Origin of the sequence: Limnohabitans sp. (assembly GCF_030158565.1) — a bacterium.
Lineage (GTDB): Bacteria > Pseudomonadota > Gammaproteobacteria > Burkholderiales > Burkholderiaceae_C > Limnohabitans_A.
The window spans coordinates 107016-119142 of the sequence record NZ_JAOASQ010000057.1 but is presented as its reverse complement, the minus strand read 5'-3'; the positions used below and the strand labels follow the sequence as shown (position 1 = coordinate 119142).

The 12127-nt window shown below is 60.0% G+C and carries 16 protein-coding genes; 4 read left to right on the top strand and 12 right to left on the bottom strand.

The window, feature by feature from the left end:
* Positions 1-119 precede the first annotated feature (119 nt).
* The 3 genes from Q1W40_RS12510 to ntrC are packed head-to-tail and all read left to right on the top strand — an operon-like array spanning position 120 to position 3242.
* Entirely contained in the window at positions 120-647 is a 528-nt protein-coding gene (locus Q1W40_RS12510) for a hypothetical protein (RefSeq protein WP_300712549.1), read from the top strand.
* An 8-nt stretch (positions 648-655) separates the two neighbouring features.
* Positions 656-1720, top strand: a complete 1065-nt coding sequence (gene glnL / locus Q1W40_RS12505) for a nitrogen regulation protein NR(II) (protein WP_300712547.1) — start codon at positions 656-658, stop codon at positions 1718-1720.
* A 19-nt stretch (positions 1721-1739) separates the two neighbouring features.
* A complete protein-coding gene (gene ntrC / locus Q1W40_RS12500; protein WP_300712545.1) occupies positions 1740-3242 on the top strand; it encodes a nitrogen regulation protein NR(I) in 1503 nt (500 codons plus the stop codon).
* Positions 3243-3303: 61 nt separating this feature from the next.
* Here the strand turns inward: ntrC and Q1W40_RS12495 are convergent, their stop codons facing one another.
* The 7 genes from Q1W40_RS12495 to Q1W40_RS12465 all read right to left on the bottom strand — a co-directional run bounded on the left by Q1W40_RS12495 (position 3304) and on the right by Q1W40_RS12465 (position 8559).
* Complete coding sequence (locus Q1W40_RS12495) at positions 3304-3597, bottom strand: 2Fe-2S iron-sulfur cluster binding domain-containing protein (protein WP_300712554.1); 294 nt, start codon at positions 3595-3597, stop codon at positions 3304-3306.
* 22 nt (positions 3598-3619) lie between these two features.
* Complete coding sequence (locus tag Q1W40_RS12490; RefSeq protein ID WP_300712542.1) at positions 3620-4912, bottom strand: L,D-transpeptidase; 1293 nt, start codon at positions 4910-4912, stop codon at positions 3620-3622.
* 56 nt (positions 4913-4968) lie between these two features.
* Positions 4969-6042: a tetratricopeptide repeat protein gene (locus tag Q1W40_RS12485; RefSeq protein ID WP_300712539.1), complete on the bottom strand. Its 1074-nt coding sequence runs from the start codon at positions 6040-6042 to the stop codon at positions 4969-4971.
* 176 nt (positions 6043-6218) lie between these two features.
* Positions 6219-6890 (bottom strand): RluA family pseudouridine synthase, encoded by a 672-nt coding sequence (locus tag Q1W40_RS12480; RefSeq protein ID WP_300712536.1) that lies wholly within the window; start codon positions 6888-6890, stop codon positions 6219-6221.
* A 46-nt stretch (positions 6891-6936) separates the two neighbouring features.
* Positions 6937-7077, bottom strand: coding sequence for a hypothetical protein (locus Q1W40_RS12475; protein WP_300712533.1), 141 nt, complete (start codon positions 7075-7077; stop codon positions 6937-6939).
* Between the two features lie 264 nt (positions 7078-7341).
* Positions 7342-7977 carry an NAD(P)H-dependent oxidoreductase gene (locus tag Q1W40_RS12470; protein ID WP_108325053.1) on the bottom strand — a complete coding sequence of 212 codons (636 nt, stop codon included), beginning with the start codon at positions 7975-7977 and terminating at the stop codon, positions 7342-7344.
* Between the two features lie 48 nt (positions 7978-8025).
* The gene (locus Q1W40_RS12465) at positions 8026-8559 is read right to left on the bottom strand and encodes a pseudouridine synthase (RefSeq protein WP_300712528.1); all 534 of its coding nucleotides are present in this window, start codon (positions 8557-8559) and stop codon (positions 8026-8028) included.
* A 102-nt stretch (positions 8560-8661) separates the two neighbouring features.
* On the opposite strand from Q1W40_RS12465, the gene Q1W40_RS12460 reads away from it, so the two are divergent.
* Positions 8662-9339, top strand: a complete 678-nt coding sequence (locus Q1W40_RS12460) for an SOS response-associated peptidase family protein (RefSeq protein ID WP_300712525.1) — start codon at positions 8662-8664, stop codon at positions 9337-9339.
* A 139-nt stretch (positions 9340-9478) separates the two neighbouring features.
* Here Q1W40_RS12460 and Q1W40_RS12455 read toward each other — a convergent pair whose 3' ends face one another.
* The 5 genes from Q1W40_RS12455 to Q1W40_RS12435 form a co-directional block, all read right to left on the bottom strand.
* On the bottom strand, positions 9479-10105 hold the full coding sequence (locus Q1W40_RS12455; RefSeq protein ID WP_300712522.1) for a pyridoxamine 5'-phosphate oxidase family protein: 627 nt from the start codon (positions 10103-10105) through the stop codon (positions 9479-9481).
* A 3-nt stretch (positions 10106-10108) separates the two neighbouring features.
* Positions 10109-10462, bottom strand: coding sequence for a hypothetical protein (locus tag Q1W40_RS12450; protein WP_300712519.1), 354 nt, complete (start codon positions 10460-10462; stop codon positions 10109-10111).
* Positions 10459-10743 (bottom strand): DUF6516 family protein, encoded by a 285-nt coding sequence (locus Q1W40_RS12445; protein ID WP_300712517.1) that lies wholly within the window; start codon positions 10741-10743, stop codon positions 10459-10461. The genes Q1W40_RS12450 and Q1W40_RS12445 overlap by 4 nt, the downstream gene beginning before the upstream one ends.
* 62 nt (positions 10744-10805) lie before the next feature.
* Positions 10806-11345, bottom strand: coding sequence for a DUF924 family protein (locus Q1W40_RS12440; RefSeq protein ID WP_300712514.1), 540 nt, complete (start codon positions 11343-11345; stop codon positions 10806-10808).
* Between the two features lie 12 nt (positions 11346-11357).
* Positions 11358-12116: an endonuclease/exonuclease/phosphatase family protein gene (locus Q1W40_RS12435; protein ID WP_300712511.1), complete on the bottom strand. Its 759-nt coding sequence runs from the start codon at positions 12114-12116 to the stop codon at positions 11358-11360.
* Between the last annotated feature and the right edge of the window lie 11 nt (positions 12117-12127).

The window sequence follows — 12127 nt, the reverse complement described above, 5'->3', positions numbered from 1 at the left end:
GTGTTCACCGACTCGTGGATCGACGCTTACATCGACTTGAAGATGCAAGAAGTCAACCGCAGCCGCGTGGAAGTGTCTCCTGTCGAATACGACATGTACTACTCGCTGTAATCCACACCATGCGGATTGCACAGCTCAGTGCAAAAAAGGACGGCTTCGGCCGTCCTTTTTTTTGCCGCTTGTTGTGGGTCTTGGTGGGCTGCATGGCTGTGCAGGTGCAGGCACAGGACGCCGTTTACCGCTGCGGTCAGGAGTACACCAATGCACCGCAAGGCAAGGCCTGCGTGCGCGTGGCCATCTCGTCTGCCGTCACGGTGATCGAAGGCACACGCCCCAAGGGCGCGGCGCAGGCCGTGCGCACCACTTCGGATGAGGGCACTGCCTTGGTGCCATCCACGCGCACCAAAACGGATGATTCAACGGCCACGCAGCGCGAACGCGATGTGCAGGCCCGCGCCATCTTGCTGCAGGAGCTCGATCAGGCCCAGCGCCAACAAGCGCAGTTGCAGCAGGCCTTCAAGGACCTGCCTGCAGGCCAAGCGCCCGAAAAAGTGACGGCCGCCAAAGCCGCCATCGAGCGCAAGCAGCGTGACATCGACAGCCTTCAGCGTGAGCTTTCCCGCCGCCCTGTGGCGGCCAACCCTTGAGCAAGACCATGTCTTCACCCGTTTCCCGTTTTCAGGCCTTTGATTTGTTGGCCACCCCCATCGCCGTGATCGAGGGCGAAGGGCGCATCAGTTTTGTCAACGCGGCCCTGGAAGACGTGATGGGCATGTCGCGACGCAGTTTGATGGGGGCTTATTTGCCCGATTTTTTTGCCGATGCACAACCTTTGAAAAATGCCTTGGTCGGCGCACGCTCGAACGAGTTTGCAGCGCTGCGCTACGAAGCCATGCTCAACCGCTTGCACCATGGCGACAGCTTGCCGGTGCACATGATCGTGGCGCCCTCGGACCGTGCCGACGAAGTGATCATCGAGCTGCTGCCGGTGGAGCAGCAAACCCGCCAGGAGCGCGAAGAGCGTTTGCTGGAGCAGGCCCAGGCCAACAAGGAGCTGATCCGCAATTTGGCCCACGAGATCAAGAACCCGCTGGGCGGCATCCGAGGTTCGGCCCAGTTGCTCGAGATGGAGCTGGACAACAAAGACCTCACCGAATACACACAGGTCATCATCCACGAAGCGGATCGCCTGCAAACGCTGGTGGATCGGCTGTTGGCGCCGCACCGCCGTCCGCATGTGGTGGGGGATGTGAACATCCACGAAGTGTGCGAGCGCGTTCGGTCCTTGATCCTGGCCGAGTTCCCCAAGGGTTTGAAAGTCGTGCGCGATTACGACACCTCGATCCCCGAGTTCCGGGGCGACCGCGAGCAGTTGATCCAGACGGTGCTCAACATCTCGCACAATGCGGCGCAAGCCTTGGCAGAGCGCATCGCGCAAGGCGATGCACAGATCACATTCAAGAGCCGGATCTTGAGGCAAGTCACGTTTGGCAAGCAGCGTTATCGCCTGGCACTGGAATTGCATGTGATGGACAACGGGCCTGGTGTTCCAGACTCGATCAAGGACCGCATTTTCTTCCCGCTGATTTCGGGGCGCGAAGGCGGCTCGGGCCTGGGGCTGACATTGGCGCAAACCTTTGTGCAACAGCACCACGGCATGATCGAGTGTGACAGCGAGCCCGGTCGTACGGACTTCAAGATTTTGATTCCGTTGCCTTGAACCCAAGAAAGCCCCTCAAATGAAGCCGATCTGGATCGTAGACGATGACCAATCCATCCGCTTTGTGCTTGAGAAAGCATTGCTGCGCGAAGGCCTGCCCACGCGCAGCTTTACCAACCCCCGCGAGGTCCTGAAAGCGCTCGACTCGGAAGAAGGTCGCGATGGCCCGCAGGTGCTGGTCAGCGACATCCGCATGCCCGGGGGCTCGGGCTTGGACCTGTTGGCCACCATCAAGCAGCGCATGCCCGGTTTGCCCGTCATCATCATGACGGCCTTCTCTGATCTGGACAGTGCCGTCTCGGCCTTCCAAAGCGGCGCCTTTGAGTACCTGCCCAAGCCGTTTGATTTGCCCAAGGCGGTGGAGCTGATCCGCCGGGCGGTGGACGAAAGCCAGCGCGAAGACGTGGCCGAAGAGAAGTTGGTGGAAGCGCCCGAGATGCTTGGGCAAGCCCCGGCCATGCAGGACGTTTTTCGGGGCATTGGTCGCTTGGCGCAAAGCCATGTCACTGTGCTCATCACCGGTGAGTCGGGTTCGGGCAAGGAATTGGTGGCGCATGCGCTGCACAAGCATTCGCCGCGTGCCAACCAGCCCTTTGTGGCCATCAACACCGCCGCCATCCCCAAGGATTTGCTGGAGAGTGAATTGTTCGGCCACGAGCGGGGTGCCTTCACGGGCGCACAAGCTTCACGGCGCGGCCGTTTTGAGCAGGCCGATGGCGGAACCTTGTTCCTCGATGAAATCGGGGACATGCCGTTCGACCTGCAGACCCGTTTGCTGCGTGTTTTGTCGGACGGCCATTTCTACCGCGTGGGTGGTCACAGCGCGGTCAAGGCCAATGTGCGCGTGATCGCCGCCACCCACCAGGATCTGGAGGAGCGCGTCAAACAAGGCGTCTTCCGTGAAGACTTGTTCCACCGCCTGAACGTGATCCGTTTGCGCTTGCCTGCGCTGCGCGAACGCCGCGAAGACGTGCCCATGCTGGCGCGTTATTTCCTGCAGCGCAGTGCGCAGCAACTGGGTGTAGAGCCCAAGCGCATGGCAGAAGCGGCCATGGACAAGCTGGGGCAGTTCCAGTTTCCGGGCAACGTGCGTCAGCTGGAAAACATTTGCCACTGGCTGACTGTCATGGCGCCATCGCAACTCATTGAGCTCAAGGACTTGCCGCCAGAGGTCTTGGCAGCGGGCTCACCCACACTTGTGGCGGCAGGGGATGCGCCCACAGCGTCAGTGGCCCCGCCGTTGGCTGACTCAGCGTTTGTGCCTGCCGTGAGTGCGCTGGTGGCAGCGCCTGCGATCGCCACTGGCGTCATGTGGGAGTCGGGTCTGGAGGAAGAGGCCTTGGCTTTGCTCAACGCGGGGCGCACCGATGTGTGGGATGTGCTCACGCGGCGTTTTGAAACCAGCCTGATCCAGGCGGCCTTGTCGACCACGCGGGGGCGGCGCATCGAAGCGGCTCAAAAACTGGGCATCGGGCGCAACACCATCACCCGCAAGATCCAGGAGCTGGGCATCGGCGACTGAGGTGCCGGGCGTGCCGTGCAGGCACGCCCCCGCGTGCCCATGCACATGGCCGCGACGAAGCTCAGTCAGCGAAGGGGTCTTTGAGCACCACGTCACCCATCGGGTACGCCACGCAAGGCAACACGCAGCCTTCGGCTTTTTCTTCAGCGGTCAGGCCGGGCCAGGCCATCTCGTAGTGCACCTGGCCTGAGACCAAGTGGCCGATACAGGTGCGGCAGGTGCCCGAGCGGCAGGAGCTGGGCCACTGCAGGCCACCTTGCTCCAAGGCGTCCAGCAAAGTTTGTTCACGCCAGGCGTCAAAGCTGCCGCCATCGGGCGCGATGTGGGCATTGAAGAATGGAATGTCCTGGCTCATGCGCGGTGCAGGCTCGGGCCGATCAGGTCGGGCCTTCAAACACAAGCTTCCACTGGTCGGCTTCCTTTTGCCAATAGGTGCGCAGGTAAATGGCTTGGCGTTTGTCCCGCATGTTGGGGTCGGTCATGGTCACGACCACGGTCTCCTCGCCATCGTTCCAGTGCAGGACCGACACGACTTCGAGCGGTTTGGCTTTGCGTGCGCCTTGCACACCTTGAACCAGTTTGGGCCACCAATGGTCCAAATCCAGTGCATCACGCTCAAAACGCTGGCTGTAGTAGCGCTTGAGTTTCTCAGCATCGCCGTTTTGGCGATCAGCCAACCATTGGTCCAGTGTGGGCTGAAATTGGGTGTACGTGGTGGGCGCTTGGCCTGAGGGAATCCAATCGAGCTTTTCTGCGATCACCACGGGCGTCATGCGCCAGCCGGGCAAGCGGAGCAGTTCTTCGATTTCGGCATTGGCCAGCACGACGCAGCCGTCAGTGGCCTCTGGTGCGCGTGAATACTGGGCGCTGGGCGTGCCGTGCAACCAGATGCCCGAGCCCGTCTTGTTACGCATGGCATCCACAGCATTCGGGAAGTTCAGTGTCAAAGCACCCGATCCAAACAAATCTGGCAGCGTGGCGCCGGGCAAATTTTTCTGGATGAAATACACGCCAATGGGCGTTTTGCCATCGCCTTCCTTGACCTTGCCGACACCGTTGATGCCCACGGAGATATAGGTTTCCTTGAGCAACTCCAGCTTGAGTTGCCCATCTGCGCCGGTGCGATTGGCAAACCAGTACAAGCGTGAGCGTGATGCATCCACCGCCGCGAGGTAGGGTTGCTGAGCGGCCAGAAACGCCACGGCGGCAGGTACCTGGCCTTCCAGTGCCTGAGGTGCTGTGCGCGTCATGCGGCGCTTGGCCTCCATGACCAATTCTTCAAGCCGGCGCATGGCCGAGGGCTTGGTGTCGGCATCCAGATCGAAGCCTTCAACGGGCTGCAGGCTGCTGATGTTGAGCAAATCCGCGTAAAGCAGTTGGCCCAATTGGAATGTGGGGAATCGGGTGGTCAAGGCACGTGCGGTGTCCAAGGCCTGAGCGCGCTCGCCTTCGCCCAAGTGTTGGTAGATCTGGCGGACCAGCGTCTCAGGATCTTTGGCGTTGATGACGGCGGCCGTGGCACTGGGCTCGAATTCGAGCTTCCAGCGCATGGGCTCTGGAGAAACCTTGAAACTGTCTTGCAGACTGGCGGGCAAACGGTTGTGGTTTGACAGCCACCAGCCGGTCAGGCCAAAAGAGGCCACCAACAAGGTCGGCACAGCCCATCGCAAGTGCCAGGATGCCTTGCTTTTGTGCGGTTGTTGTCGAGTGGGAAAGCGCGGGAAGTTCAATTCACCGTCTCACGCGTGATGAGCCAATGGTCGCCTTGCTTGACCATTTCAAGGGTCTTGTGGCTGTTGCCTTTGAAGTTGTCCGACTCGTAGATTTGCTGGAAACGCGCAGTCGCCTTGTTCCCGCTGACCTCCACCTTGAAATTGTTCACTTCCACGCTGATGGTTTTTTTGGAAACGATGCGCGCGCGGCGATCGCTTTCCCATTTGGCGCGCGACATTTTGTCGGGTGTGAAGCTGCTGGCGTAAGCACCCAAATAGCGGGTCATGTCCTTTTGGCTCCAAGCCTTGGCCCAGGCCAGCACGGCGTTGCGAACGTCAGTGTTGTCGACCTTGGCCTGCTTTTGCTGAGCATCGTCTTTCTTGGGCTCAGGTTTGGGCGTGGCGATAGGCGTGGGCACAACCGCAACAGGCGCTGCAGCAGCTGGCTTGGCTGCAGTGGGTGTTGTGGGTGTTGTTGTCGCCGCGGCCGCTGGATTCGGAGTGACTGCCACGGGCGCCACCGCTGCGGGTTTGGCTGCCTCGGGTGCTGGCGACTGGGGGGCCACTGGCGTTGCAGCAGGAGCAACTGCTACAGGTGCAGTGGGCGCAGTGGCTTGGGCGGGTGCTCGCTTGCTGGGGTCCATGCTGCCGAGCAAGGTCAGTTGCGGGGTGCTGTTTTTGACTTTGCTGTCCACTTGCAAAGCCTTGGCATAGGTTTGTTTGGCCAACTGACTTTGGATGTCGGACAAATTCCGGTGAGCCGCAGCATAGCTGGGGTGCGTCAGCAGGGCTTTTTCCAGGTTGGCACGGGATTCTTCGAGCTTGCCTTTGGACGCATACAGCACGCCCAGGTTGTTGTAGGCCTCGGACAAGTCGGGGTTGGACTCGGTGAGTTTCTTGAACGTGTCGATGGCCTTGTCGGTTTGGCCTTGCTGGGCCTGGATCACGCCTTCGAGAAAGCGCAGCTGCAAATCTTTGGGGGCGGCTTGGCGCTCTTGCTGGACGAGCTTGAGGGCCTGCTCCAGTTGACCGGTCTGAATGGCTTGTTTGATGTTGTCTTGTGGAGACAGGGCTGCCTGAGCGGTCATTGCACCGGTCAAGCCCAGGGCTACTTGCAGCGCCCAAATCATCCGTGAATATGAATGCTTTGGTGCCGTCAAAGACAGCGATTTTTGATCAAAAAACATAGCCTCATTGGTATTTCTGGAACCTGAGAATTGTAGCCAGTCGCAGGCGCCTTCCCTGGGCCAGATGGAGATGTTGATCAGATGACCCAATAAGGCGCCGACGCCGACCATGCAGTGGGGATTTTGAAGGCCATTTCGGCCTCGGTGAAGGGGTGCGCAAACGCCAATTCTTGTGCATGCAGCATCAAGCGCGGGCTCAGCGCTTTGATGTCGGGCGGCGCATACAGCGAGTCACCCAGCATGGGGTGGCCAATGCTTTGCAGGTGCACGCGCAGCTGGTGGGTGCGTCCCGTCACGGGCTCCAGCTCGATCAAGGTGACCGTCTCGCCCGTATCCAGCACACGCCAGCGGCTGCGGCTGGCTTTGCCATCGGGGTGGATGATGTGGATGGGGCGACGCTCCCAGTCCAGCAAGATGGGGCCGTCGATCGTGCGCCAGCCCTCTTCGTCGGCCGCCTGCGCGGCTTGCGTTTGTGCGGGATGACCCGCCACCACGGCCACGTAGCGCTTTTTGACCTGACGGGTTTCAAACAAACGGCTCAGGCGGCGTTGTGCCTCGATGCCCCGCGCCATGAGCAGCAAGCCGGAGGTGTCCTGGTCGAGCCGGTGCACGATCAGGGCTTCGGGGTAGACGTCTTGCACGCGTTTGGACAGGCAGTCTTGCTTGTCGGGGCCGCGACCGGGCACAGAGAGCAGTCCGCTGGGTTTTTCGAGCACCAGCAGGTGCTCATCTTCATGGATCGGTGTCATCGAAAACTCAAAGGGCCAGTGAGCCCGGGCCCATCAGGGCAGCAGATCAGGAGGGTTTGACTTTGCCGCGAGGCGCCACAAAAGTGGTCGGTGCCATGGGGCGGTCCGAGGTGTAAGTCTTCGGTGCAGACATGTCTTTTTTAGGCTTCTTGGCCATTTTGTTGCTGCGTTGTTCGCCTTTGGCCATGATGCATCCTCGGTGGTCATCCCGGATTGGGAAGTCTTCGATGGTAAGGCACAAACTCGTTGATGGGCGCTGCCGCAATGCACTGGACCAGCGTCAATGCCCTGTGACGCGATGGACCCCGGGTCAAGCCCGGGGTGACATATCCATCGCTTGATGTCATGCCAGGCTTGAACAAGTCAACGTCATGTCGCACTTGAACAGACCAACGCCATGCCGGACTTGAGCAATCAGATGTCATGCCGGACTTGATCCGGCATCCATGACTTATTTCACTTCGGTCACAAACTGCTCGCGTGGGCGGCGGACCTTTTTGAGACCGACCAGCCAGTCGCCTTCAGCGCGGTAGCCCAGCGGCACGATGGCCACGCTGCGCAGGTTACGCGCAGCCAGGCCCAGAATCTCATCCACCGCGGCAGGCTCAAAGCCTTCCATCGGGGTGGCGTCGACTTCTTCAAAAGCCGCCGCAATCAAGGAAGCGCCCAAGCCAATGTAGGCCTGGCGAGCTGCGTGCTCGAAGTTCACCTTGGCATCGCGGCCTGGGTAATTGGCCAACAGCATCTTGCGGTAGTTTTCCCAGCCTTCGTTGGTGCCACCGCGCTCGGCGTTGGTCAGGTCAAACATGTGGTTGATGCGCTCGGCCGTGTAGTTGTCCCACGCGGCAAACACCAGCAGGTGCGAGCCTTCGGTCACTTGGGCCTGGTTGTAGGCCTTGGGCTGGATCTGCGCACGCACAGCTGCGTTGCTGACCACGATCACTTCAAACGGCTGCAAGCCGCTCGATGTGGGGGCCAGGCGTGCGGCTTCCACGATGCGGTCGACTTTGTCTTGCGGCACGACTTTGGTCGGGTCCATCTTTTTGCAAGCGTAGCGCCACTGCATTTTCTGGAGCAAATCGGACATGTTTTTCCTTGTTGGTGATTGAGCGGATGCGAGATTGTGTCCGAAACCCTATTCCACCTGCTGCCATGTGCCTGTAGGCAGGTCACGCAAGTGGTACGGGCCAATGGCGGTGCGGATCAGGCGCAACGTGGGCAAGCCCACCGCAGCGGTCATGCGGCGCACTTGCCGGTTGCGGCCTTCGCGGATGGACAACTCCAGCCACGAAGTCGGGATGTTCTTACGCTCGCGAATGGGCGGGTTGCGCGGCCACAAGTCAGCTGGCGGCGCTACCGCCTGGGCGCGGGCAGGCAGGGTGAGGCCGTCGTTCAGCGTCACGCCCCGGGCCAGGGCCGTCAGTGCTTTGTCGTCCACCACGCCCTCGACCTGCACCAAGTAAGTCTTTTCCATCTTGAAGCGCGGATCGGCAATGCGCGCCTGCAGTTGACCATCGTCGGTCAGCAGCAGCAAACCCTCGCTGTCTGCGTCCAGCCGCCCGGCCACGTACACACCGGGCAGGTCGATGTGGTCCTTCAGGCCCTGCCAGCGCCCCTCGGGGGTGAACTGGCTGAGCACGCCATAGGGTTTGTTGAAGCGGATCAGCATGGCCGTGAGCGTATCAGGTCACACCATCTGGCTCCTTGAGGTCGGCCCCTTCAGGTCCGACAATGTGTGGCGCCCCACGATGCGTGGGTTAGCATCCCCCGCATGAGCTCTCAATACGAATGCCTGAAAAGCGCCGACCTTTATGCCGAGGCCTTTGGCGTCTCGGCCCCCGAAACACTGCTGGACAAAGAAGTCTGGCCACGCAAACAGGGCTTTTTCATCCGCAAGGCACAGGCTGAGGGCGACACCGCCACAGCAGACGCCCAGCAGCCGCTGGTGATGGAACTCGCCCAGGGCCAATTCGGCCTGGTGCCCGGATGGGTCAAGTCCACCTCGGACGCCAAACTGCGCTCGACCAAACTGGCCGTGACCCGCTACGAAACCATGAGCACCGCCACGCCTACGCGCGACACCTGGCTCAAGGGCCAGCGCTGCATCATCCCGATGCAAGCCTTTTTGGAAGACGACTGGCGCAGCGGCAAAGCCGTGCCCACCCGCATCGCTCGCGTGGACGGCAAACCCATGGGCGTGGCTGGTTTGTGGGAACACTGGGCCAAAGACGGCGAAAGCATCACCAGCTTCACCTTGCTCACGGTGAACGCCAACAGCCACGCGCTGATGAACCGCTACGGCCAAAACGGCAACGAAAAACGCATGCCCGCCATCCTGAACGAAGGGGCCTTGGCCGCTTGGCTGAGCGCACCGATCGACAAAGCACGTGAATTCATGCGGGCCTATCCGGCCAACTTGCTGCTGGCCAATCCGGTGCAGAAAAAATAAGCCGACTCGGCTGCCTCTTAAAAAGGCAATGCGCGCCAAGCCCCGCTGGGCAAGGCTTCGCAGGGATGTTCATGGACTTGTCCACAGCTTCATTCACAGAAGCACGGAACAACTTGCTGCACCGCAACGGTGCACGCGTTCACAAGGTCTGCCGATAACGCTCCAGCATCTGGGCCTGCGTTTCGGCCACGATCTCTTCGCCTTTGAAAGCGCGGATCTGGTCACGCATCATCTCGGCCATGCTGGGCAGCTGCGCCCGGTCGGCGTGGCGTGAGGCGTCCCACAACTGCGAGCGCATGAAGGCCTTGGCGCAATGCAGATACACCGACGCCACCGCCACGCGAATGGCCAGCGCAGGCGTACGCCGCGCATCGGCACACAGCGCCAAGTCAGCCGGGTCGGTGGACAGCACAGCGCGGCCATTCACCCGCAAAGTCTCGTCAAAGCCCGGCACCATGAACAACAAGCCAATACGCCCAGTGGCGATGATGTTCTCCAGCGTGTCCAAGCGGTTGTTGCCCGGCGCATCGGGCACCAAGAGCGTCTGTGCGTCCAACACCTTGACGAAACCCGGCTCACCCCCGCGAGGCGAGGCGTCCATGTGCCCATCTGCATCGCTGCTGGCCAGCACCACAAACGGCGACAGGCCAATGAACTGCACCGCATGCGCATCCAGCGCCAGGATTTCCTTTTTGAGCGAACGCTCACGTGCGGGGCCGTAGAGGGCGCGAAGGGCGGGGATGGTGGTGATGTGTTGGGCGGTCATGGCTCATGCCGCCTTGAGGTACATGTCGATGTGCATGGACGAATAGGGGCAGACCACCCCACCAGACTCGGTGCGTTCCAGAAGGCCCAGGTCGGCCAGCACCACCACGTCTTCGTGCACGCGCTTGACGTCGCGGTCCACCAAGCGTGCCAATTCGCGCACTGACAGCTCTCCCTTGCCTTGAGCGGTGCGTACCAGCGCCCAGCGCTTTTCGGTCAGCTGGCCAAAGAAATGGCCGGGGCTTTCAAAGTTGAGCACCTCGCCTTGGTAAGTGCTTTGCTGGGCCGCTTGTGCGGCGGCACGCAAACCGGCTTGCCAGTCGGGTTGCAAAGTGATGGTCAAAAAACGTTCGGTCATGTTGCTCTCCTGGCTGCGACGGCAGCAATGAAGTCTTCCACCAGTTGATCCACGCCTGCAAATGTGTATGACAGTTCTTGCCCGTCCAAATGGCAGTGGTCGCCTTTGCCCCGCTCGTTGTCAAAGCCAACGATGCGAACGCCATCCTTGGCATAGACCGCACGGTATTTGAAACCGTGCTCGGTGGGTGGAATCGGGGTGGGCACCCGCCAGACCACCAGTTCAATCACGCCACCATCGGGCGTGATGTTCTTGAATCGGGTGATCAGCTCAGCGGGCATGTTGGCGATTGTGCCAACATGGCTTGCATGTTGTCAAGAATGACAACACTTGCCGGTCAGGCTCAAAACCCCGACCCCGGCTCACTCAAAAACACCAGCTCCTCGGGCGTGGACTCGCGGCCCAGGATGGCGTTACGGTGGGGGTAGCGGGCAAAGCGCTCGATGATGGCTTGGTGGCGCAGTTCAAAGCGCAAGGTGTCTTCCATGCCCGGCTGATCAAACAGGACCACCGCTTGCGCGTGCACCAGGGCGGACTCGCTGTGCATGTAGGGCATGTAGGCAAAGCTGCGCTGCGCCAGGGGCAGGCTGCGGTCTTGCCCACTGGCCACCAGCTCTTGCGCCAGCGCCAAGGCCAGAGCGTCTTGCGCAAAGGCGCGGGGCGTGTCGCGGTAGACGTTGCGCGAGAACTGGTCCAGCACCAAGACCTCGGCCAAGCGTCCCTCGGGTGTGGCGCGCCAGGCAAACAACTCACACCGCGCCGCCGTCTCCAGCGTGGCCCCGAAGCGGGTGCGGATGGCTTCGTCCAAGGCGGGGTCTTTGGCGAAGTGGTGCTTGGAGGTGAGTTCGGTGAACCAGAAGTGGAGGATCTTTTCTGGAGTCATATTGCCAACAGATCAGGCTGCTGCGTTGATATCCAATGACATTGGCATATGGTCGCTCACGCTAAGCCACTGACGACTGTCACCGATTTGAACTTTGCAATGTTGCAGCAAGTCATCGGACACAAAAACATAGTCGATGTGATAGGACTTGTTCAAGTTGCGTTGGAGAAAGAAAGTGGGTGTAGTTTCTTCTCCTTGGCGCTCACACTTTTGATGGTGATAAACACTTTGGAGCCCAATGTCAGCTAATTCTTCGACCACATCAGAGTGGTTCCACCAGCGATCTGGCTTGTCCCATATTCGATTGCTATTGAAATCACCCAACACAATGGTGTTGCCATTACGAAGCTGGTCTCTGTGGATTTGCAGGTATTTCCAAAGTTGCCCAATGTAGCGGAAGGCGTCGGCATTTTCAGCCTTAGTCCATAAGCCAAGTACTTGGTATTTTTCGTTCAGGATAAAGGGGGCAAACAGTTTGAGGTCCGTTGTTGACCATTGCGATGCTTGATTGCTATTAACCACGCCTGGTTGAGAAAACGTTCCAAACCAGTCCGCCGCGCGAACGTGATTGCCGTTCTTTGGAAAGATCCCTAAGCCTTTGTGTTTCGAGTTTCCAATCCACAAGTAATCGCCAGCCCAGTTTTGAAATGTAGAAGTTGACAGGGCCGGGTTCTCGCATTCTTGGACGACATAAACGTCCGCGCGGAGCTCGTCTAGTGCTTCGGTTTTATTGCGAAGTGCACCATTGCAATTCCACGTGACAATTTTCATGACAGCTTGGC

Coding starts and splice junctions, on each gene's coding strand:
- Q1W40_RS12450 (WP_300712519.1), bottom strand. CDS start 10,462: ATGACCGAACGTTTTTTGACCATCACTTTGCAACCCGACTGGCAAGCC.
- Q1W40_RS12465 (WP_300712528.1), bottom strand. CDS start 8,559: ATGCTGATCCGCTTCAACAAACCCTATGGCGTGCTCAGCCAGTTCACC.
- Q1W40_RS12460 (WP_300712525.1), top strand. CDS start 8,662: ATGAGCTCTCAATACGAATGCCTGAAAAGCGCCGACCTTTATGCCGAG.
- Q1W40_RS12445 (WP_300712517.1), bottom strand. CDS start 10,743: ATGCCCGCTGAGCTGATCACCCGATTCAAGAACATCACGCCCGATGGT.
- Q1W40_RS12470 (WP_108325053.1), bottom strand. CDS start 7,977: ATGTCCGATTTGCTCCAGAAAATGCAGTGGCGCTACGCTTGCAAAAAG.
- glnL (WP_300712547.1), top strand. CDS start 656: ATGTCTTCACCCGTTTCCCGTTTTCAGGCCTTTGATTTGTTGGCCACC.
- Q1W40_RS12435 (WP_300712511.1), bottom strand. CDS start 12,116: ATGAAAATTGTCACGTGGAATTGCAATGGTGCACTTCGCAATAAAACC.
- Q1W40_RS12480 (WP_300712536.1), bottom strand. CDS start 6,890: ATGACACCGATCCATGAAGATGAGCACCTGCTGGTGCTCGAAAAACCC.
- Q1W40_RS12455 (WP_300712522.1), bottom strand. CDS start 10,105: ATGACCGCCCAACACATCACCACCATCCCCGCCCTTCGCGCCCTCTAC.
- Q1W40_RS12510 (WP_300712549.1), top strand. CDS start 120: ATGCGGATTGCACAGCTCAGTGCAAAAAAGGACGGCTTCGGCCGTCCT.
- ntrC (WP_300712545.1), top strand. CDS start 1,740: ATGAAGCCGATCTGGATCGTAGACGATGACCAATCCATCCGCTTTGTG.
- Q1W40_RS12485 (WP_300712539.1), bottom strand. CDS start 6,042: ATGACCGCTCAGGCAGCCCTGTCTCCACAAGACAACATCAAACAAGCC.
- Q1W40_RS12440 (WP_300712514.1), bottom strand. CDS start 11,345: ATGACTCCAGAAAAGATCCTCCACTTCTGGTTCACCGAACTCACCTCC.
- Q1W40_RS12495 (WP_300712554.1), bottom strand. CDS start 3,597: ATGAGCCAGGACATTCCATTCTTCAATGCCCACATCGCGCCCGATGGC.
- Q1W40_RS12475 (WP_300712533.1), bottom strand. CDS start 7,077: ATGGCCAAAGGCGAACAACGCAGCAACAAAATGGCCAAGAAGCCTAAA.